At 65.8% G+C, this 20978-nt stretch carries 20 protein-coding genes; 11 read left to right on the forward strand and 9 right to left on the reverse strand.

Features of this window, described 5'->3' with window-relative positions:
• Window positions 1–22: 22 nt before the first annotated feature.
• Together ACREB7_RS05445 and ACREB7_RS05450 are read right to left on the reverse strand one after the other, a co-directional pair.
• Window positions 23–361 carry a YnfA family protein gene (locus tag ACREB7_RS05445; protein WP_431591272.1) on the reverse strand — a complete coding sequence of 113 codons (339 nt, stop codon included), beginning with the start codon at window positions 359–361 and terminating at the stop codon, window positions 23–25.
• Window positions 358–771: a MerR family transcriptional regulator gene (locus tag ACREB7_RS05450; protein ID WP_431591273.1), complete on the reverse strand. Its 414-nt coding sequence runs from the start codon at window positions 769–771 to the stop codon at window positions 358–360. The genes ACREB7_RS05445 and ACREB7_RS05450 overlap by 4 nt, the downstream gene beginning before the upstream one ends.
• Window positions 772–839: 68 nt before the next feature.
• Here ACREB7_RS05450 and ACREB7_RS05455 point away from each other — a divergent pair, with 68 nt between their 5' ends.
• Window positions 840–1457, forward strand: a complete 618-nt coding sequence (locus tag ACREB7_RS05455; RefSeq protein WP_431591274.1) for a cation transporter — start codon at window positions 840–842, stop codon at window positions 1455–1457.
• A gap of 13 nt (window positions 1458–1470) precedes the next feature.
• Here the strand turns inward: ACREB7_RS05455 and ACREB7_RS05460 are convergent, their stop codons facing one another.
• The gene (locus ACREB7_RS05460; RefSeq protein WP_431591275.1) at window positions 1471–3186 is read right to left on the reverse strand and encodes a sulfatase-like hydrolase/transferase; all 1716 of its coding nucleotides are present in this window, start codon (window positions 3184–3186) and stop codon (window positions 1471–1473) included.
• 67 nt (window positions 3187–3253) lie between these two features.
• Window positions 3254–5521, reverse strand: a complete 2268-nt coding sequence (locus ACREB7_RS05465; RefSeq protein ID WP_431591276.1) for a TonB-dependent receptor — start codon at window positions 5519–5521, stop codon at window positions 3254–3256.
• A gap of 349 nt (window positions 5522–5870) precedes the next feature.
• Between ACREB7_RS05465 and leuC the strand changes: the two genes are divergently transcribed.
• Window positions 5871–7292 carry a 3-isopropylmalate dehydratase large subunit gene (gene leuC, locus ACREB7_RS05470; RefSeq protein WP_431591277.1) on the forward strand — a complete coding sequence of 474 codons (1422 nt, stop codon included), beginning with the start codon at window positions 5871–5873 and terminating at the stop codon, window positions 7290–7292.
• Here the strand turns inward: leuC and leuD are convergent.
• Window positions 7289–7876, reverse strand: a complete 588-nt coding sequence (gene leuD / locus ACREB7_RS05475; RefSeq protein ID WP_431591278.1) for a 3-isopropylmalate dehydratase small subunit — start codon at window positions 7874–7876, stop codon at window positions 7289–7291. The two genes, leuC and leuD, sit on opposite strands and share 4 nt — an antisense overlap.
• Before the next feature lie 165 nt (window positions 7877–8041).
• Here leuD and ACREB7_RS05480 point away from each other — a divergent pair, with 165 nt between their 5' ends.
• Together ACREB7_RS05480 and ACREB7_RS05485 are read left to right on the forward strand one after the other, a co-directional pair.
• Window positions 8042–8554, forward strand: coding sequence for a MarR family winged helix-turn-helix transcriptional regulator (locus tag ACREB7_RS05480; protein ID WP_431591279.1), 513 nt, complete (start codon window positions 8042–8044; stop codon window positions 8552–8554).
• A gap of 71 nt (window positions 8555–8625) precedes the next feature.
• The gene (locus ACREB7_RS05485) at window positions 8626–9201 is read left to right on the forward strand and encodes an NADPH-dependent FMN reductase (protein ID WP_431591280.1); all 576 of its coding nucleotides are present in this window, start codon (window positions 8626–8628) and stop codon (window positions 9199–9201) included.
• On the opposite strand, the gene ACREB7_RS05490 is transcribed toward ACREB7_RS05485, so the two are convergent.
• Window positions 9198–9656 carry a MarR family winged helix-turn-helix transcriptional regulator gene (locus ACREB7_RS05490; protein WP_431591281.1) on the reverse strand — a complete coding sequence of 153 codons (459 nt, stop codon included), beginning with the start codon at window positions 9654–9656 and terminating at the stop codon, window positions 9198–9200. The genes ACREB7_RS05485 and ACREB7_RS05490 overlap by 4 nt on opposite strands.
• A gap of 153 nt (window positions 9657–9809) precedes the next feature.
• Here ACREB7_RS05490 and ACREB7_RS05495 point away from each other — a divergent pair, with 153 nt between their 5' ends.
• The 6 genes from ACREB7_RS05495 to ACREB7_RS05520 all read left to right on the forward strand — a co-directional run bounded on the left by ACREB7_RS05495 (window position 9810) and on the right by ACREB7_RS05520 (window position 16587).
• On the forward strand, window positions 9810–11444 hold the full coding sequence (locus ACREB7_RS05495; protein ID WP_431591282.1) for a long-chain-fatty-acid--CoA ligase: 1635 nt from the start codon (window positions 9810–9812) through the stop codon (window positions 11442–11444).
• 26 nt (window positions 11445–11470) lie between these two features.
• Window positions 11471–12598, forward strand: coding sequence for an alpha/beta hydrolase (locus ACREB7_RS05500; protein ID WP_431591283.1), 1128 nt, complete (start codon window positions 11471–11473; stop codon window positions 12596–12598).
• Between the two features lies 1 nt (window position 12599).
• A complete protein-coding gene (locus ACREB7_RS05505; protein ID WP_431591284.1) occupies window positions 12600–13574 on the forward strand; it encodes a phosphotransferase family protein in 975 nt (324 codons plus the stop codon).
• Window position 13575: 1 nt separating this feature from the next.
• Window positions 13576–14874: a phosphopyruvate hydratase gene (gene eno / locus ACREB7_RS05510; RefSeq protein ID WP_431591285.1), complete on the forward strand. Its 1299-nt coding sequence runs from the start codon at window positions 13576–13578 to the stop codon at window positions 14872–14874.
• The gene (locus ACREB7_RS05515) at window positions 14871–15791 is read left to right on the forward strand and encodes an NAD(P)-dependent oxidoreductase (RefSeq protein ID WP_431591286.1); all 921 of its coding nucleotides are present in this window, start codon (window positions 14871–14873) and stop codon (window positions 15789–15791) included. The genes eno and ACREB7_RS05515 overlap by 4 nt, the downstream gene beginning before the upstream one ends.
• Window positions 15792–15894: 103 nt before the next feature.
• The gene (locus tag ACREB7_RS05520; protein WP_431591287.1) at window positions 15895–16587 is read left to right on the forward strand and encodes an alpha/beta fold hydrolase; all 693 of its coding nucleotides are present in this window, start codon (window positions 15895–15897) and stop codon (window positions 16585–16587) included.
• A 148-nt stretch (window positions 16588–16735) separates the two neighbouring features.
• Here ACREB7_RS05520 and ACREB7_RS05525 read toward each other — a convergent pair whose 3' ends face one another.
• Complete coding sequence (locus ACREB7_RS05525; RefSeq protein ID WP_431591288.1) at window positions 16736–17902, reverse strand: 5-methyltetrahydropteroyltriglutamate--homocysteine methyltransferase; 1167 nt, start codon at window positions 17900–17902, stop codon at window positions 16736–16738.
• Between ACREB7_RS05525 and ACREB7_RS05530 the strand changes: the two genes are divergently transcribed.
• Window positions 17883–19445 (forward strand): long-chain-fatty-acid--CoA ligase, encoded by a 1563-nt coding sequence (locus ACREB7_RS05530; protein ID WP_431591289.1) that lies wholly within the window; start codon window positions 17883–17885, stop codon window positions 19443–19445. The two genes, ACREB7_RS05525 and ACREB7_RS05530, sit on opposite strands and share 20 nt — an antisense overlap.
• A gap of 290 nt (window positions 19446–19735) precedes the next feature.
• On the opposite strand, the gene ACREB7_RS05535 is transcribed toward ACREB7_RS05530, so the two are convergent.
• Complete coding sequence (locus ACREB7_RS05535; RefSeq protein WP_431591290.1) at window positions 19736–20329, reverse strand: VOC family protein; 594 nt, start codon at window positions 20327–20329, stop codon at window positions 19736–19738.
• 17 nt (window positions 20330–20346) lie between these two features.
• On the reverse strand, window positions 20347–20964 hold the full coding sequence (locus tag ACREB7_RS05540) for a glutathione S-transferase family protein (RefSeq protein WP_431591291.1): 618 nt from the start codon (window positions 20962–20964) through the stop codon (window positions 20347–20349).
• Window positions 20965–20978 lie beyond the last annotated feature (14 nt).

Consider the following 20978-nt stretch of genomic DNA (forward strand, 5'->3'; position numbering starts at 1 on the left):
GGCTACGGTCCTTGTTCCGGTGTCAACCCCGACCCGGACCCCACAGGATCAGCGCGGCGCCGCCCAGACACACCAGCCCGCCGAGCAGATCCCACCGGTCGGGCGACACCCCTTCGACCAGCTTGAGCCAGACGAGCGAGGCGACGATATAGATCCCACCATAGGCGGCGAACGCACGCCCCGCCGCCTCGGCCTCGACGCGGGTCAGCGCAAAAGCGAAAAAGGCCAGCGCCAGCGCGCCGGGCGCCAGCCACCAGGGCGACTTGTCCAGCCGCAGCACCGCCCAGAAGGCGAAACACCCCCCGATCTCGCCGAGCGCCGCAAGCACATACCAGCCGATCGTCGCGAGCGGCGTGCTCATGCGTGCGTCGCTTCGCACAGCCGATGGTCGCCCAGCGCCTCGATCACCCGGCAGTCGCCGGCCAGCCCGCCGCGGCAGCGCCCGACCATCCGCGCCAGCTCGTCGCGCAGCGTTTCGAGCTGCGCGATCTTCGCCTCGACCTGCGTCAGATGCCCGGTCGCGATCCGGTCGGCCTCGGCGCAATCGCGCTCCGGATGGTCCGACAGATCAAGCAGCGACCGGATTTCCTCGATCGTGAAGCCCAGGTCGCGCGAATGACGCACGAACGCCAGCCGCGACCGGTGCGCTTCGCCATAGCTGCGATAATTGGCCGCCGTGCGGTCGGGTTCGGGGAGGAGGCCAATGCGCTCATAATAGCGGATCGTCTCGATATTGGCGCCAGTTATCCGCGCGAGTTCGCCGATTTTCATGCCTTGACCCTGTAGTTGCTACAGGGTGCATATAGGGGGACGACTCGAAACCCCAAGGAGATTCGGCGATGGCCGACCAATGCTGCGCCGGCAAAAGCGGCACCACCGCGCTCAACGACCCGAAATGGCGGCGCGTGCTGTGGATCGCTCTGCTCATCAACGCCGCCATGTTCGCGGTCGAGATCGTCGCCGGGGTTGCCGCCGATTCGCGCGCGCTTCAGGCCGACGCGCTCGATTTCCTCGGCGACGCCGCCAATTATGCGATCAGCCTCGGCGTCGCCGGCATGGCGCTCGCCTGGCGCGCGCGCGCCGCGCTGTTCAAGGCGGCGACGATGCTGGCGTTCGGGCTTGGTGTTCTCGGCGCGACGATCTGGGGTTTTGTCAGCGGCACCGCGCCGCACGCCGAGACGATGGGCGTCATCGGCTTTTCGGCGCTCGTCGCCAATGGCGCCGTCGCCCTGATGCTCTACCGCTACCGCACGGGCGACGCGAACATGCGCTCGGTGTGGATCTGCTCGCGCAACGACGCCATCGGCAATCTCGCGGTGCTCGCGGCGGCGCTCGGCGTCTTCGGCACCGGGCGCGGCTGGCCCGACCTTGCGGTCGCCGCGATCATGGCCAGCCTCGCGATCTGGGGCAGCCTTGAGATTTTCCGCCAGGCGCGCGGCGAACTCGCCGCCGCCTGACGGCGCAAGACGCTCAGCCCGGCTGGTTGTACATTTCGGTCGGCCCGGGATATTCGCGGCCGTCGTCGAGCCCCTTGCCGACCTCGCGCTCGGACAGTGCATTCACCATCGCGTTCAACCGCATCACCGTCTTGCGGTGCCTTGGATCATTGGCGAGGTTGACCAGTTCGCCGGGATCGGCCTGGGTGTCGTACAGTTCTAGGTCGTTGCGCGCGTTGAGCGTCTTCCAGTCGCTCGGCGTGTGATGATGCGCGGGCGCGAAATAGCGCGCGAACTTGTACCGGCCGTCATGTACCCCGCGATGCAGGCGCCGCTTCTCGAGGTCATAGATCTTCGAATAATCAGGGATGCTCTCGCCGGGCGGGCGCGGCCCCACGACCTTCGCCGAATTGGGCTCCCACATATGCGCGACGGCATAGTTGAAGAAATGGCCGCGCTTGTCGCGCTCGGTTGGCGCCGCCGGCGACGACAGCAGCCCCGACACATCGACCCCGGGCAGGTTCGGGAAGCGGTTTCTCCCTTCGTCCGCCGACAGGCCCGCGAGCGTCATCAGCGTCGGGGCGATGTCGATCGCGCCCATCAGGCCCTTGGTCGTCTGCCCGCCCTTCACATCGGGGTGGGCGATGATCATCGGGATATTGGTTTCCTCGCGGTACATCGTGCCCGCTTTCTGGCGCAGCCCGTGCGCCCCGGCGCGCTCGCCATGGTCGCTGGTGTACAGGATGATCGTGTTGTCGATCTGGCCGCTCTCCTTGAGCGCCCACAGCAATTGCCCCAGCCGCCGGTCGACGTCGCGCAGGCAGTTGTAATAATAATTGTTGAAGCGGTGCCAGCTGTCGAGATCGCCCAGCGGCATCGGCCCATAGAAAAGATCGTTGAGCCGCTGGATGCCCTTGTGCGCCTCGGGCTTGGTGCTGAGGTCGTCCTTGTAAAAGCTTTCGGGCAGGTCGAACTTGTTGTCGACCTCATAGATCGGGTCGCCCGGTTCGCGGCGCAGCGGCGCCAGGATGTCGGGGTGAACGCGATGCTTCGCCTGCTCGCCGGAGGCGTCATAGAACATGATGTCGTGCGGGTTGATCAGCCCGACGACCATGAACCACGGCTTCCCCTCGGCCTTGTCGCGCCGCACGAAGTCGAAGATGCTGCGCGCCGCGTCGCCCGCGACGAACATGTCGGCGCGATAGCCGTCCCAGGTCAGCCCCAGTTCCTCGCCGTCGAAGCCATAATCGTGGAAGCCGTATTTCTCCATCGCGCGCTCGGTGCTCGGATAGACGCCGCCCGGCACGCGGTTCCAGTTGCGCTCGAAATTCATCCGGCTGAGGTGCCACTTGCCCTTGTAGCTGGTGTAATATCCGGCGGCCTGCATCATATGCCCCAGCGTCGGCATATCCTCCGCCGCGACGGGGTTCGGGGCATTGTCGCTGTTCAGGAACAGCCCCGTCTGCTGGGTGTGATGGCCCTGGAAGATCGTCGAGCGCGACGGCGTGCAGGGGGTGGTGTGGACATGGTAATTCTCGACCAGCATCCCGCGTTCCATCAACTCGCGGTGATGGGGCAGCTTTTCGAGCAGTCCCTTGGGATAGCTCGCAATGCTCTGCTCCTGATCGGTGACGATCATCAGCACGTTGAGCTTCTTGCCGTTCTTCGCATAGGTCGGCAGCGCGAGCCCCGCTGCCGCGAGCGCGCCCATGCCGCCGACGAAGGTGCGCCGATTCACGTCCCAGCTCATGTCTCTCTCCCAGGATTTCGACAGGCGGCCCGCGATGCCGGTTCAGGACATCGCGGGCGCCAGATGATCAGAATTTGAACGCCAGATCGACCCCGAACTCGCGCGGCGCCTGATAGAATTGGCTGATCGGCGTCGCCCCCGCGTTGGTCGCGCCCGACATGACCTTCTTGTCGGTCAGGTTCGTGCCATAAAGCGTGACCTTCCACCGGTCGTCGTCACCGGCGACCGCGATGCTCGCATTCACCAGCACCACCTCGTTGCGATAATAGCCCGGATTGTTGTTGCGGCCCCAGGTGTTGAAGCGCGACGAATAGCGCGCGTCGCTGTGCAGCTTCACCTCGCCGATAGAGGTCGGGATCGCATAGTCGAGCGACAGGCTGCCGCTCCACTTGGGCGCATTGGCCAGGTCGAGCCCCGACGAGTCGGTCGGCACGGCGAATGTCCCGTTGGGCACGCCGTTGATCAGGATCGGCACCGCCGGCCCGCACTGGCCGACTTCGGGTGCGCCATTGGTGAAAACCCCGTTGGTGTCGGCGCAAAAGTCGGTGTAGCGCGCGTGCAGATAGGCGAGGTTGGCGCCAATGGTGAACCCCTGTGCAGGGCGCAACACGCTCTCGACCTCAAAGCCATAGATGCGTGCGGCGGCGATGTTGGTCGTGATATTCTCGGCGCGGACCGAGCCCATCTTGGTCACCGAGCTTTGCAGATCGCTATAATTGTTCAGAAAGCCGGCGACGTTCAGCCGCAGCAAGCGGTCGAACAGGTCGCTCTTGACCCCGACTTCATAGGCGGTGACGCGTTCGGGATCATAAGGACCGATATTCTCGGGGATCGTGCCGCGCGAGTTATAGCCGCCCGCCTTATAGCCCTGCGAATAATTGGCGTAGACCATGATCTCGGGGGTGATTTCATAATTCACCGTCAGGCGCGGGGTGAACTCGGCCCAAGAAGCCTGCAGGCTGCTTGCGAAGGACGAGATCCGGTTGCCGTTGACGAACACCTGCGATGCGATGTCATACTTCTTGCGGTCGTGGCTGTAACGGCCGCCGATCGACAGCGTGAGCCCGTCGGCGGGGTGCGCGTTGACAAGCGCGAACAGCGCATAGCTTTCGGTGTCCTGATGCAGCTGCGCCAGCGTCGTGGTCGTCGGGTTGGCGAGCACGGTGTTGAACTGGCGCCACTTGTCGGCCTGGTAATAGAGGCCGACGACGAAATCGACCGGCTCGCCGGCGGGCGAGACATAGCGGAGTTCGGCGCTCTTCGATTCACCCGAGAAATCGCGCGTGACGTCGAGCTGCGGCGCGGGGGTGATCAGCCCGTCGAAGTCGCCGCGCGTCACATAGGTCAGGTGGCGATAACCAAGCACCGAGCTGATCGTGCCCCAGCCCACATCGAGGTTCGAGTTCCACGACCCGCCATAGCTTTCGGTGTTGGCATAGGGATCGAACAACACCGCGGCCTTATAGACGTCGGTTTTCACCGCGTCGGGCAGCCGGTCCCAGTTGGGGTCGCCATTGTCGAGTACATGCGGCGCCGGGCCCACGGTCTTCTGCTTCAGCCAGTCGAGGATCAGGGTCGAATCGAACGCGCCGCCCCGATCATATTCAAGCGCACCGCGCACCGACTTCACATTGGCGCCGTTCAGCCGGTTGCCGGTGATGACGTTGCGGGCATAGCCATTATAATCGCGGAAGTTGACCGCGACCTTGGCGGCGAGCGCGTCGTCCGCGAAGCGACCGCTGTTGATCTTGCCGCGGAACTGCTTGAGCCCGTAGGACCCCAGCGAGACGCGTGCCTCGCCGCCGAAATCGTCGGTCGGGCGCGCGCTGATGACGTTGATCGTACCGGCAAGGTTGTTCTTGCCGAACAGCACGCCCTGCGGCCCCTTCAAAATCTCGATGCGTTCGACGTCGAACAGGTCGAGCATCGTACTCGACACGAAGGGGATATAGACGCCATCGATGATCGTGCTGACCTTGGGATCGGCGTTGGGATCGGGATCGGCGGTGCTCATGCCGCGGATCGAGATCATCGGCACGTTGGCGACCAGGCCTTGCGTTTGCAGCACGACGTTGGGCGCCAGGCCGTTCAGGCTGGTGATGTTGGTGCTGCCGCTTGCCTCGACCATGTCGCTGTTGAAGGCGGAGATCGCGATCGGCACATCCTGCACGCTTTCCGAACGGCGCTGCGCGGTGACGAGGATTTCGCCATAGGTTTCGTCGGTCGTTGCGCTGCCGTCATCGGTCGCGGTCTCGGGGGCCGCATCCTGGGCGTGCGCCGGCGCGGCTGAAAGCGCGATCGCGGCGGTCGAAAGCAATAGCAAAGCGGTCTTCATATCGTCCTCCCGTTCGCCGGCGCGCGAAATCCGCTTCCGCACGCGCCCTCGCGTTCGGAAGTGCGGCGCGCGCATCCGGCTCGTTTGTCCATGGAACGGGTGTGCGTCGGCTTGTGCCGTCTTCCGCCGGTCGGGATTGTCTATCCTCGGTTGGCACCGTCGGGGTTCATCCTCGTTCTCAGGGTTCTCATATCAGGCTCGAAAAATACTTCAACTACTAAGTATTATATCTTCGTGAAATGCAGGATTGGCGGAAAAGCGCTTGATGCGTGCCGTCGACATGCCTTATATATTAGTATTCTAAGTATTTTGGGCGCGCGTCGAAGCGGCGCCAACGGGGTAAGGCGGCATGACGGAACCGGCGAAAGCGCGAACGCTGTATGACAAGATATGGGACGCGCATGTCGTCGCCGATGACGATGGCGAATCGATCCTCTATATCGACCTGCACCTGCTCCACGAGGTGACCTCGCCGCAGGCTTTCGCAGCGCTTGCCGCCTCGGGCCGCACGGTGCGCAGGCCCGAACGCGCGCTCGCCCTTTCCGATCATAATGTGCCGACCGAAGGGCAGGCGGCGGGGGCATCGGGGGTTGCCGACGAAGCGGCCCGCGCGCAGCTCATGGCGTTGGAGATCAACGCCGACCGGTTCGGCATCCAGCGCTTCGCCATGGGCGATCCGCGCAATGGCATCGTCCATGTCGTCGGCCCCGAACAGGGCAGGTCGCAGCCGGGGATGACGATCGTCTGCGGCGACAGCCACACCTCGACGCATGGCGCCTTCGGTGCGCTGGCCTTCGGCATCGGCACCAGCGAGGTCGAACATGTGCTCGCGACCCAGACGATCCGCCAGCGCAAGTCGCGCAACATGCAGATTGTCGTCGATGGCATGCTCGCGCCGCATGTGTCGGCCAAGGACCTCGCGCTGCACCTGCTCCGCGCGGTCGGGGTCGACGGCGCCACCGGCCATGTCATCGAATATGCCGGCCCCGCCATCCGCGCGCTGTCGATGGAGGCGCGGATGACGCTCTGCAACCTCAGCATCGAAATGGGCGCGCGCGCCGGGCTGGTCGCCCCCGACGAGACGAGCTTCGCCTATCTCGAGGGACGCGCCTCAGTCTCGTCGGGCGACGGATGGGGCAGGGCGTTGGCGCGCTGGCGCGCGCTTGCGACCGACGCCGGTGCGGCCTTCGACCGCGAGTTGCGTGTCGATGCCGCCGACGTCGTCCCGATGGTGAGCTGGGGTACCAACCCGTCGCAGGTGGCGGGGATCGGAGAATTTGTGCCCGATCCTTCGGACCTGTCAGACCTCGATGCGCGGGCGAGCGCCGAACGCGCGCTCGCCTATATGGGCCTTTCGCCGGGCCAGCCGATCGCCGGCGAGCGGCTTGACCGCGTCTTCATCGGCAGCTGCACCAACAGCCGGATCGAGGATTTGCGCGTCGCCGCCGCCGTCGTGCGTGGCCGCTGCGTGGCGCCGCATATCCGCGCGATGGTGGTGCCGGGGTCGGGGTTGGTGAAACGACAGGCCGAGGCCGAGGGGCTCGACGTCATCTTCACCGCTGCGGGCTTCGACTGGCGCGAGCCGGGCTGCTCGCTCTGCGTCGGCATGAACCCCGATCGCCTTGCCCCGGGCGAGCGCTGCGCCTCGACCTCGAACCGCAATTTCGAGAATCGCCAGGGGCGCGGCGGCCGCACCCATTTGATGAGCCCGGCGCTCGCAGCGGCAAGCGCGATCGCGGGCGCGATCGCGTCACCGGAGATGCTGGACTAGGCTGCGCGCTCGAACCGCGCGATGGCATCGGCATGGCGCAACGTCCGCCCGATGTCGTCGAGCCCTTCCATCAGCACCCGCTGGTCGTCGGCGTCGATCGCGAAACCGATGACCTCGCCCGACGCCAGCCGGATTTCCTGCGCCGCCAGATCCACCTCGACCGGCCTATATTGCGACAGCTCGATCTCTGCGGACAGTCGGGCACAAACCTCCTCGGGCAGCCGGATCAACAACAGCCCGTTCTTGCGCGCATTGCTCGCGAAGATGTCGCCGAAACTCGGCGCGATGACGCAGCGGATCCCGAAATCGTCGAGCGCCCACACCGCATGTTCACGCGAGGAACCGCAACCGAAATTGCGGTCGGCGATCAATATCTGCGCGCTGCGGCCAGCGGGGTGATTGAGGATGAAATCAGCCCGCTCGCTGCCGTCGGCCGCAAAGCGCAGCTCCTGGAACAGGTGCCGGCCCAGCCCGCCCCGGGTCAGCGCCTTCATAAAGCGCGCGGGGATGATCATGTCGGTGTCGACATTGGCGAGCGGCAGCGGCGCGGCCACCCCGCGCACTCGGACAAATTGCTGCACCATGGCCTCCGGCTAATAACTTAGTAATCTAAGTAATGCCCGAACGCCATTTTGTCCAGCCCTGGCGACCTCTTGGGCCCCGCCGCCCACGATAGAGGTTGCCGCCCGATTCTTCGGCCTCTAAGAATTGTCGCAGCCACAAGGCCGCCGAAACGGCGACAGGGGAGCATGGCATTGGCCAAAACCAGACAAAGCTTTCGGCATCCCGCCGAATTTTACACCGATCCCGAAAACAGCATCGGCTATCTCGCGCGTGTCGTCTTCCGCTCCTTTTCGCGGCTGCTCGAACGCCGCACGCTGACCCATGATGTATCCGCCGGCCAATGGCGCTTCCTGCGCCAGCTGTGGCGCGAGGACGGCATCACCCAGCGCGAACTCAGCGAACGCGTCGGGATGCGCGAACCGACGACGGTCGTCGCGCTCAAAGGGCTGGAAAAGGCGGGTTTCATCACCCGCAAAAAGACCGACGACGACCGCCGCAAGACCTTCATCTTCCTCACCCCGCACGCACGCAAGCTCGAATTGGTGCTTGCGCCGATGAACGCCGAAATCCACGAGATCGCGACGCGCGGGATGACCGACGAAGAGGTCGAGCAGCTCCAGTCGCTGATGCGCCGCGTGATCGGCAATCTCGCCGACGAAACGCGAAAGCTGTCGGTGCTCTCCGACGTCAAGGCTTGATCGCGAGCCGCCAGGCTGCAATGCCCTTCGCGAATCGGTTAGTATACTAACCAAATGCGAGGGGAAGGCTTATGACCAGGATTGCGGTGATCGTCGGCAGCACGCGCGACGGCTCGTTCAACCGCGCGCTCGGCGCGCTGGCGGCGGCGCGGCTTGCGGCGCATCGCGCCGACGTGACCGTCGTCGACCTCGCCGCGCTCGACCTGCCGATCTACACCGCCGCGCTCGAAGCGAACGCCTTTCCCGCCGACGCGCTGGCGCTCAAGGAAGTGCTCGCCGCGCAGGAAGGGCTGCTCCTCGTCTCGCCCGAATATAATGGTTCGATCCCGGCGCTGCTCAAAAACGCCATCGACTGGGCGTCGCGTCCGACCGGCGACGAGGGCCCCGTCGCGCTGACCGCCTTTCGCGGCAAGGCGGCGGCGATCATGGGCGCGTCGGTCAGCCCTTTCGGCGGCATTCGCGGCCTCGCGCACCTGCGCCAGATCCTCGGCACGATCCAGATGCTCGTCATTCCCGACCAGGTGCTCGTGCCCAACGCCCATGCGGCGTTCGACGAAGCCGGCCAGCTTCGCGAGGCGTTGCCCGCGTCGCTCGTCGATATGACCGCAGCCCGCCTCGTCGCGGTGGCAAAGGCGCTCGCGGCTTAGGCCCGCTTCTTTTTTGCGGGTTCCGCGTCGCGTTCGATATTGTCGCCCCAATCGGCATCGAGCGCCGCGAGCAGCGCGTCGAACTTGTCCTGTCCCAGCAACTCGGCGATCTGTGCGGTCAGCGCGTCCATCGCGCGCTGCGCATCCTTGCGCATCCGCGCGCCGGTCTCGGTCAGCGACACGATCATGTGCCGCCGGTCGTCGGGATCGGTGTCGAGCCTGACGATGTCGAGCTTGATCATCTGGTTGATCGTGCTGTGAATCGCCTGCCGCGACACCCCCAGGTTGCGCGCGATATCCGACGGGCGGACGACGCCGCTGACGATATTGGTCATCACCATCGACTGCGGGCGGCTGACGTCGGGCCAGCCGCGATCGTGCAGCCGCGCCTGCAGCCCTTCGTCCATCCAGCAAAAGCGCTGGAAAAGTGCGATGATCAACTGGTTGGTGCGCATATGATGCTGCGGTCGGCCCCCTTTGCCTTTGGTCCGTGCTAGAAGAAGGGCCGGGGGGACGCAAGGCAGCGCGGGCGTTGCATATCCGAAATACTTAGTATACTATCCTTTTAACCGGCGCGAGACGCCATGACGACGGGAGCGACGAGGGCCATGATGGGATTGATGCAGGATGTGCCGCTGACGGTCGACCGCATCCTCGATCATGCCGCCAACTGGCACGGAACCCGTGAAATCGTCTCGCGCGATGCCGAGGGCCGCGTCACCCGCTCGACCTACGCCGATATCCATGCCGATGCGAAGCGCGTCTCGAACGCGCTCGCCGCCGAGGGAATCGTGGCGGGTGACCGGGTCGCGACGATGGGCTGGAACAGCGCGCGCCACCTGTCGGCCTGGTACGGCGCGGCGGGCATGGGCGCTATCCTCCACACGCTCAACCCGCGCCTCTTCCTCGAACAGATCGCCTATATCGCGAACCATGCCGGCGACCGCCTGCTGATCGCCGACCCCGCGACCGCCGATCTGGTCGAAGAATTGCTGCCGCAGGTGCCGAGCATCGAGAAAGTGATCTTCTTCTGCGACGCCGCCTCGCTGCCGCAGACCAGCTTTCCCGCCATCGCCTTCGACGACTGGATTGCCGGCCAGCCCGCCGATTACGTCTGGGGCGGCTTCGATGAAAATACCGCCTGCGGCCTCTGTTACACCAGCGGCACCACGGGCAATCCCAAGGGCGTGCTCTATTCGCACCGCTCGAACTATATCCACGCGCTGATGACGCTCCAGCGCGACGCGCTCGGCCTGTCGGCGCGCGATACCGTGCTGCTCGTCGTGCCGATGTACCACGCCAACGCCTGGGGCGTCGTCTATTCGGCCCCTGCGGTCGGCGCGAAGCTCGTGCTGCCGGGCCAGCGCATGGACGGCGAATCAATCTATAATCTGATCGAACAGGAGGGCGTCACTTACTCCGCCGCCGTCCCGACCGTGTGGCAGATGCTGCTCCAATATATGCAGGAGAATGGCAAGCGTTTCACCACGCTCGAACGCGTCACCATCGGCGGTTCGGCATGCCCCGAATCGATCATCCGCACCTTCCGCGACGATTATGGCGTCGACGTCATCCAGGGATGGGGCATGACCGAAACCTCGCCGCTCGGGACGGTGTCGGTTCCGAACGCATCGGTCGCGGCCAAGTCCGAGCTCGAGCAGATGGCCTATAAGCTCAAGCAGGGCCGTCTGCTCTGCGGGCTCGACATGAAGCTCGTCGACGATGCGGGGGGCCGCCTGCCGCACGATGGCAAGACCCCGGGCCGCCTGATGATCAAGGGGCCGACGATCGCCGGCGCTTATTTCGGCGGCGAAGGCGGCGATGTCCTCGACGCCGAAGGCTATTTCGACACCGGCGACGTCAGCACGATCGACGCCGAAGGCTATATGCAGATCACCGACCGCGCCAAGGACGTCGTCAAGTCGGGCGGCGAATGGATCAGCTCGATCGAGATCGAGAATATCGCCATGGGGCATGACGCGGTCGCCAACGCGGCGGTCGTCGGCGTTTCGCATCCCAAATGGGACGAACGCCCGATCCTGCTGTGTCAGCTCAAGCCCGGCGCCAGCGCCACGGCCGCCGACCTGACGCAATATCTCGACGGCAAGATCGCCAAATGGTGGATGCCCGACGACGTCCTTTTCGTCGACGACATCCCGCTCGGTCCCACGGGCAAGATCGACAAGAAGGCGATCCGCGCCGGGCTCGAGGGCTATAAATTGCCCTTCGAGGTCAGCCGCTAGAACAACCGAAAACAGGAGAGAGACATATGGACCCCAATGGCATCGATGGCCTCGACGCGACATTCATCGGCCGCGCGCCGCCGACCGCGCCGCGCATCCAGGCGGGCGGCCACCCGTGCCAGGGCATTTATTGGACCGAGGCCGGCAAGCGCCCCAAGGTCGCGATCATCGCCACCCATTATAACGTCGATTTCTCGGAACATTATATCGCGCCTTATTTCGCGCGGCAGGGCTTCGGCTTCCTCGGCTGGAACACCCGCTATCGCGGTTTCGAGGACCAGTTCCTGCTCGAACATGCGGTGCTCGACATCGGCGTCGGGGTGCGGTGGCTGAAGGAAGAGGCCGGGGTCGAACAGGTCGTCATCCTCGGCAATTCGGGCGGCGGCTCGCTGATGGGCGCCTATCAGGCCGAGGCGATCGCGCCGACCCTCACCGATCGCCTGCCGTCGGTCGGACAGGACGCGCTCGCGCAACTGGTGAAGGGCGACCTCTACATCAGCTTCAACGCGCATCAGGGCCGCCCCGAAGTCCTCACCGACTGGATGGACGCCTCGGTGATCGACGAGAATGATCCGACGCTGACCGATCCCGAACTCGATCCGTTCAGCCCCGACAACGGCCCGCCCTATTCGGACGCGTTCATCGAAAAATATCGCGCCGGCCAGCGCGCGCGCAACCAGCGCATCACCGACTGGGCCAAGGCCGAGCTCGCGCGGCTCAACGCCGCGGGCATTCCCGACCGCATCTTCCCGCTCTTCCGCTGCTGGGGCGACATCCGCTGCGTCGATCCCGCGATCGACCCGTCGGAGCGCAAGCCCAACTGGTGCTATCGTGGCGACCCCGCGATCGCCAACCGCACCCCCAGCATCGGCCGCGCCAACACGCTCAAGACCTGGCTCAACATGTGGAGCCTCGAAACCTCGCCGTGCCAGGGCCAGCCGCATCTGGCGAAGCACGACACCCCCGCGCTGGTGGTGCAGGGGCTCGCCGACACCGGCGTCTTCCCCAGCGACGCGCGCAAGATCTTCGATTTCCTCGGCTCGACCGACAAAAAGATCGAACTGATCCCCGGCGCGCATTATTTCGAGGATTCGATCAAGGAACGGCAGGACGCCGCCGACCTCGTCGGCGCATGGATCCGGGAGAAGCTGTGACGTGACGGCGGACGCCGACATCATCGACGCGCTGCGCGGCGCCGGGCTGGCGGGGGAGGGCGAGGTCGTCCTCCAGCCGCTGACCGGCGGCGTGTCGTGCGACGTGTGGAAGGTCGACAGCCCGGCCGGCCCGATCGTCGTCAAGCGCCCGCTGCCGCAACTGCGCGTCGCCGCCGAATGGCTCGCCCCCGTCGAGCGCGGCACCAGCGAGGTACGCTGGCTGCGCCGCGCGCGGGGCGTCGATCCGCATATCGCGCCCGAGGTGCTCGCCGAACTGCCGACGGGTCACGCCTTCGCGATGCGCTTCCTCCCCGGCTGCCCGGTGTGGAAGGACGAGCTGATGGCGGGCCGCGTCGATGCGGATTTCGCCGCGCAGGTGGGGAAGGGGATCGCTGCGGTCCACGCCGCGACCGCCTATAACGAAGGCGACCGCGCCGACTTCCCCAACGACGACATGTTCCGCGCGCTGCGCGTCGATCCCTTCCTGCTCTATGTTGCGCAGCATGACGCCGAGCTCGCGCCCGCGCTCACCGCGCTCGCGACCAACTTGTCGGGGCGCAAGATCGCGCTCGTCCACGGCGACGTCAGCCCCAAGAATATCCTCGTCAGCGCCGATGGCCCGGTCTTCCTCGATGCCGAATGCGCGGTCTATGGCGACCCCGCCTTCGACCTCGCTTTCTGCACCACGCACCTGCTGCTCAAGGCGGTCTGGTCGGGCGACGCGCGGTTGAACGCAGCCGCCGCCGCGCTCGTCGCGGCCTATCGCGCGGGCATCGACTGGGAGGATGCGGATGATGTGCTGCTCCGCGCGGGCCAACTCACCGCGGCGCTGCTCCTCGCGCGCGTCGAGGGCAAGTCGCCCGCCCCCTATCTCACCGACCCCGAACACAAGCGCATCGTCAGGGACCAAGCTCGCGTGCTGATCGGCGCGCCGCAAGCGATCGACGCGCTCGTCGCCCACTGGAAAAGGACTTAGAATGCCATCGCCCATCGCCTCCGTCACCGGCCGCCAGCTCTGGGATTCGCGCGGACGCCCCACGGTCGAGGCCGAAGTCATACTCGCCTCGGGCGCCGTCGGCCGCGCCATCGCCCCCGCAGGCGCCTCGCGCGGTGCGCATGAGGCCATTGATCTCCGCGATGGCGGCACCGCCTTCGGCGGCTTCGGCGTCAATCGCGCCGTGGCGGGCATCGGCGACGAGATCGCGCCCGCGATCACCGGCATGGACGCGCATGATCAGGCGGCAATCGACGCCGCGCTCTGCGCGCTCGATGGCACCCCGAACAAGGCGCGCCTCGGCGCCAACGCGGTGGTCGCGGTGTCGATGGCGGTCCTCCACGCCGCCGCCGCCGATGCGCGACTGCCGCTGTGGCGCTACCTCGCGGCCGATAGGAAAGTCCGCATCCCGCTTCCCGAAATCCAGATATTCGGCGGCGGCGCCCACGCCGGGCGGCGCACCGACGTGCAGGACTTCATGGTCATGTGCCCCAATGCGGGCAGCTTCCGCCGCGCCCTCGAAATCACCGACGATGTCTATCGCGCAGCAGGCAGGCTGATGGAGGCGAAAGGCCCGCTCAGCGGCGTCGCCGACGAGGGCGGCTGGTGGCCCAATTTCGCCTCGAACGAGGATGCGCTCGATACGCTGACCAAGGCAATCGAGGCGAGCGGTCACCGCGCGGGCGAGGATGTCTTCATCTCGCTCGACATCGCCGCCAACGAACTCGGGGACGCCTCGGGCTACAGCCTCGCGCTCGACGATGGCCGCCTGTCGAGCGAAGCGATGGCCGCGCGCATCGTCGAATGGGCGGGCCGCTATCCGATCCTGTCGATCGAGGATCCCGCGGGGCAGGACGACTGGACCGCGATGGCCGCCGTCACCGCCGCGATCGGCGACCGCGTCCAGATCATCGGCGACGATGTGCTCGTCACCAATGCCGAGCGCGTCGAACGTGCCGCCAATGCGGCGGTGTGCAACGCCGCGCTGATCAAGGTCAACCAGGTCGGCACCGTGACCCAGGCGAAGGCCGCGCTCGACGCTGCCGTGGCGCGCGGCTGGGGCGCGATCGTCTCGGCGCGCTCGGGCGAGAGCGAGGACGTCACCATCGCCCATCTTGCGACCGGCTGGAACGCCGGGCAGCTCAAGGTCGGCAGCTTCACCCGCTCCGAACGCATGGCGAAGTGGAACGAAATGCTGCGCATCGAGGAGGCGATGGGCGCCGACGCGGTGTTTGCGGGTTTCTCGGCCTTCGCGGGCAGCATCGGCGCGGTCGCGGCATGATCGTCCTCCACGCGCGCCCCAGCCCCGGCTTCCGCGACGCGGTCGATGCGATCTTCGGTCCGGGCGTCGTCACCCATGTCGACGAAGCGGCTCCGCTCGACGCGGTCGCGCCCGACATCACCGCGCTGCTCCATGTCCTGACCCCGGTCACCCCTGAGTTCATCGCTTCGGCGCCCAAATTGAAGCTGATCCAGAAGCTTGGTGTCGGGGTGAACACCATCGCGCTCGACGCCGCCCGCGACCATGGCGTCGCGGTATGCAACATGCCCGGCACCAACAGCCAGGCGGTCGCCGAAATGGCGCTGTCGCTGATGATGGCGGTGCTCCGCCGCACCTGTTTCTTCGACGCGCGCACCCGCGCCGGGCAGGGCTGGACCGCCGACCCGTCCGAACTCGATCAGGTCGGCGAAATCAGCGGGCGCACCATCGGGCTCGTTGGTTTCGGCCATTCGGCCGGGTTGCTCGCGCCCGCGCTCGCGGCGCTCGGCGCGAAGATCGTCTACACCGCACGCAACCCGCGCGACGTGCCCTATGAATATCTGCCGCTCGGCGAACTGCTCGCCACCAGCGACATCGTGTCGCTGCACATCCCGCTGACCGACGAAACGCGCGCCAGCATCGATCCCTTCGCGATGAAGAAGGGCGCGGTGCTGGTGAACACCGCGCGCGGCGAACTGGTCGATGAAGCCAGACTGGTCGAGGCGTTGACCAGCGGCCATCTGCGCGGCGCGGGCCTCGACGTCTTCGCCGAAGAGCCGCTGCCGCGCGGGAATCCATTGCTTGGCCTGCCGAATGCCGTCCTTGCCCCGCACATCGCCTGGCTCACCCCCGAAACGCTCGTGCGCAGCCTGACCGTCGCGCACGAAAACTGCCGTCGCCTCGCCGCCGGCGAACCGCTGTTGCACCAGGTCATATGAAACACCCCGTCATTGCGAGCGAAGCGAAGCAATCCAGAGCGGTTTATGCCTACTCTGGATTGCTTCGCTTCGCTCGCAATGACGACCGATTGGATCGCCAACCATGACTCTCCCCATCGTCCTCATCACCGGCCAGCTGCTCACCGGCGCCGTCTGGCAGCCCCTGCTCGACGCCTGGCCCGACCGCGAAGTCATCGTCGCCGACAACCAAAGCGACGACAGCATCGACGGTTTCGCCCAGCGCCTCCTCGACAATGCCCCGCCCAAATTCGCCCTCGTCGCCCACGCCATGGGCGGCTTCATCGCCTTCGAGGTGATGCGCCGCGCCCCCGAACGTGTCGCGAAGCTTGCGCTCATTTCGACGCTCGCCTCCGCCGACGGTCCCGCGCAGACCGCGCGGCGGCAGGGCTATATCGACCTCGTCGAAGCCGGAAACTTCGACCAGGTCGTCGAGGAGCGCATCCCGATTCTCTTCCCCGAGGAAAAACGCCGCGATACCCGCCTGCTCGACATAGCCCGCCAGATGGCCGCCGACACCGGCGCCGACACCTTCCTCGCCCAGCAGCGCGCGATCATGGCGCGCATCGACAGCCGCCCGACGCTGGGCGAGATCGCCGTCCCGACCTTGCTGATCTGGGGCGAAAAGGACGGCATCACCAGCCGCGCACATCACGACGAGATTTTGGACGCAATCCCCGACGCGCGGCTCGAAGTGATCGCGGGGGCAGGCCATCTGCCGACCGTCGAGGCGCCGGAAATTGTGGCGCCGTTGCTGACGGCGTTCCTCGACCAATAACCCCGTCATTCCCGCGAAAGCGGGAATCCAGCTTTTTCCTCCTTCTTTGTGCCTTCGTGCCTTTGTGTGAGAATAATGAAATCTCAGACAAAGGCACGAAGGCACAAAGAAAGTTGGATCATGCCGGGAGGGATGACGATTGGGGCAGCTACTTCAACTCCGCCCGCACAATCGCCGCCCCATCGACCATCGCCTTCAGCTTCGCCTGACTATGCTCCCGGCTGTGGTACTTCATCCCACAATCGGGTGCGATCCACAGGCGCTCCGCATCGACATAACGCAAAGCCTCCCGAATCCGCCCCGCGACCACCTCGGGCGTCTCGACTTCGGGGATCGACAGGTCGAGTACGCCATACATGATCGTCTTGGTCGGAAGCTCGGCGAGGATCGCGGGGTCGAGCCCCGGCTGCGCCGCCTCGATCGAGATCACGTCGACGTTGGAAGCCTCCAGCTCGGCGAGGAAGTCATAAGCCTTGGGCTTCGGCCCCGTCGCGCCGGCGCCATGATGGACCATCGCATAACCGAAACAGATATGCAGCGCGGTCGTCCCGCCGACCCCGTCGAGCGCGCGGTTGATCGACTCGATCGCATAGGCATTGGCCTCGGCCGCGCGGGCCTGCAGATAGGGTTCGTCGAGCTGGACGACATCGACCCCCGCCGCGAACAAATCCTTCACCTCGGCATTGACCGCGTCGGCATAGTCCATCGCGAGCGACCGCGCGTCGGGATAAAAGCCATTCTCGGCCTGCTGCGTCATCGTGAACGGGCCGGGCAGGGTGAGCTTCACCGGCCGCGTCGAATGGCGCCGCAGGAAGGCCGCATCCTGCGCCTCGATCGGCGCCACGCGGCGGATCGGCCCCGACACCAGCGGCACCGGATTGGCGTTGCCCGTGCGGTCGATCGCGCTGCCGTGCTTTTCGGTGTCGATCCCCGACAGCGCCGTCGCCAGCCGGTTCGAGTAGCTTTCGCGCCGCATCTCACCGTCGCCCACGATATCGATGCCGACCTCTTCCTGATCGCGGATCGCCATCAGCGTCGCGGCCTCCTGCGCATCGGCCAGCCAGGGGGCGGGGATGCGCCACAAGGTCTCGGCGCGCACCCGCGGGGGCAGGCTCGCCTTCAACCGTTCGCGGTCGATCAGCCAGTCGGGCTGGGGGTAGCTTCCGACGATCGTTGTCGGCAATATGGGCAGGTTCCGCACGGCTTGTCCTCTCGATTTTTTGCTGGCCAAGCATTTGCTTAGTATTCTATCTAATTCAAGGAAAATTGACCAAACTGACCCGAGGGAGAGCGAAATGATCGATCTGGATGCCATCCGGACCCTGGCCCATATTCCCGGCGCCCAGGCGCGCGCGCGCGGTGCCGCAATCGCCGTCAAATATGGCGACCGCGAAACGAGCTTTGCCGATCTCGACCGCCGGTCGAACCGCGTCGCCAATGCGCTGCTCGCTGCGGGCATTCAGCCCGGCGACCGCATCTCGGCGCTGACCAAGAACCATGATGCCTGGTATCCGCTCTTCTTCGGCACCGCGCTCGCGCGCGCCTGTTTTGCGCCGATCAACAACCGCCTCGTCCCCGCCGAAGTCGGCTTCATCGTCGGCGATGCCGCGCCCAAATATCTGTTCGTCGGCGAGGATTTCTTCGACACTGCCCTCGCGGCGGTCGCCGGGCTCGCGAACCCGCCGCGCCTCGTCGCGCTCTATGGCGAGCATCCGCAATTCACCCCGTTCGACGCGTGGCTCGGCGAGGCTTCTGACGCGGCGCTGCCCGGCCCCGATCTCGCCGACGATGTGTTGCAACTCTACACCAGCGGCACCACCGGCCTGCCCAAGGGCGTCGTGCTTACCCACCGCAACTACCGCAGCTTCCTCGAAGCCGCGACCGAGGTCGACGGCTTCGCTTATGGCGAGGACGAGACGGTGATGATTGTCATGCCGCTCTTCCACGTCGCGGGCACCAATGTCAGCTTCTCCGGCCTCGCGCAGGGCGGCCGCCTTCTGCTCGTCAAGGATTTCACCCCCGCCGATGCCATCCGCATGCTGCGCGAGGAAAATGTCGCGCACGCCTTCCTCGCGCCGGCGATGATCCAGATGATGCTGATGCAGCCCGCGGCGGGCGAGGGGCCCTATCCGTCGCTCCGGTCGATCGCCTATGGCGCCTCGCCGATCGCCGAGGATGTGCTGCGCCGCGCGCGCGCGACCTTCGGCTGCGATTTCGTGCAATTCTACGGCATGACCGAATCCTCCGGCGGCGGCTCCTATCTCTCGCCCTCGGCGCACGATATTCCGGGCAAGCTCACCTCGTGCGGCAAGGCCTGGCCCGGGGTCGATCTCGCGATCCTCGACGGCGAGGGCAGGGAACTCGGCGACGGCGAGATTGGCGAGATCGCGATCCGCGGCGGCATCGTGATGAAGCAATATTGGAACCGCGCCGCCGCGACCGAGGAGACGCTCGCGGGCGGCTGGCTCCACACCGGCGACGTCGGCTATCGCGACGCCGACGGCTTCTACTTCGTCCACGACCGCATCAAGGACATGATCGTGTCGGGGGGCGAGAATATCTATCCGGCCGAGGTCGAAAGCGCGATCATGGGCTGCCCCGGCGTCGCCGATGTCGCGGTGATCGGCGTTCCCGACGCCAAATGGGGCGAAGCCGCCAAGGCGCTGATCGTCCCCACCGCCGATGGTGCCCCCGATCCCGCCGCCGTCATCGCCTGGGCGCGCGAACGCATCGCCGCGTACAAGGTGCCCAAGAGCATCGAGTTCATCGACGCGCTGCCGCGTAACCCGTCGGGCAAGGTCCTCCGCCGCGAACTGCGCGCGCCCTATTGGGAGGGCAAGGGCCGGGCGGTCGGGTAGGTTCCGGCGAGCCCTATTTCATCGCGCCAATGGCGGGTTTCGGGCGGTTGCAGACATAAAGCCCCTCCCCTTCAGGGGAGGGGTTGGGGTGGGGGCCTGCGACAGTGCGCAAGGTCGATGGCCCCACCCGCTGCGACTAACGAACAAGTTCGTAAGTCTCGCTGCCCTCCCCTGAAGGGGAGGGAGGGGTCCGTCGGAATGTCTCAAATCCATCCCAAAAAGGACGCCCCCCCCAAAAAAACGGCCCGGCGCTCGCACGCCGGGCCAAGAGGAGTTCCTGGGGAAAAACCTTATTCGGCGGGCACCGGCGTCCGCCCGGTGATGAAGCCGTCGCGGCGGGTGCCGTCGGCCTGCATCGGATCGTGCGCGACATCGCTCGCGTCGAATTCCTTGGTCCACGCCGCAAATTCCAGGCACACGCCATCGGGATCGAAGAAATAGACCGAGCGCACGAACACCCCGGGATGCACCTCGGCGGCGATATTCGTCTCGGAATCGTCATGGTTCAGGACACCCGAAACCCTGACGCCCTTTTCGACCAGGCGATTGCAATAGGCGTCGAACTTGTCGGCGGCGACGTTGATCGCGATATGGTTCATCGACCCGTGCGCCGACATGAAATTGCCCTCGCCGGGCAGCGCCTCGGGCGCCGAGATGCCGGGAACCGCTTCGGGCGCATCCTTGAACCAGAAAAAAGCGAGGGCGTCGCCATTGCCGACGTCAAAGAAGAAATGCTGGCCACGCCCGCCCGCGAGGTCGAGCGTCTTGATCAGCGGCATGCCCAGAATGTCGCGATAGAATTCGACCGTCCTGGCCATATCCTTGCACACCAGCGCCAGGTGATTGACGCCGCGAAATTCGAATTCGGGATTGGTAGCAGCCATTGTCCGTCTCCTCGGGTTTAGTTGATGTTCGCGCTGGGGCGGCTCTTCATCCGCTCGTACCAGCTGGCGATGTTGGCAAAGGCCGGGTCGATCGGCTGGCCGACCCCGGCGCCGAAATCGAGGAAGGCGAACAGCATCAAATCGGCGAGGGTCAGCCGGTCGCCCGTCACATAGTCGCGCCCCGCGATCAGCGGATCGACCCACTTGATGCCGTCCTGCGCACAGGCCTTCAGTCCCGCCGCCGCTTCGGGCAGGCACCGCATCCGCGGCTCGAACAGCGCCAGACCCTCGGCGAAACGGAAACCGTTGGTCAGCGGCTCGCAGATCTTCAGGTCGATGCGGCGCACCCACATGCGCGTCTTGGCGCGTTCTTCCGCCGTCGATCCGATCAGCGTCGGCTCAGGAAATTTTTCGTCGAGATATTCGCAGATCGCGGTGATCTCGGTCAGCACCGATCCGTCGTCGAGTTCGAGCGCCGGGGTCTGCCCCGCCGGGTTGACCTCGACATTATAGGGCGCCCGCCGGTTTTCGCCGCCGCGCAGGTCGATGTCGACCGTCGGCAGCTCGATGCCCTTTTCGGCCATGAACATGGTCACGACGCGCGGGTTGGGGCCGATGGAGTTATAATATTTCATGCCCATCCTCTCCT

It is taken from the genome of Sphingopyxis sp., from assembly GCF_050725615.1.
GTDB lineage: Bacteria > Pseudomonadota > Alphaproteobacteria > Sphingomonadales > Sphingomonadaceae > Sphingopyxis.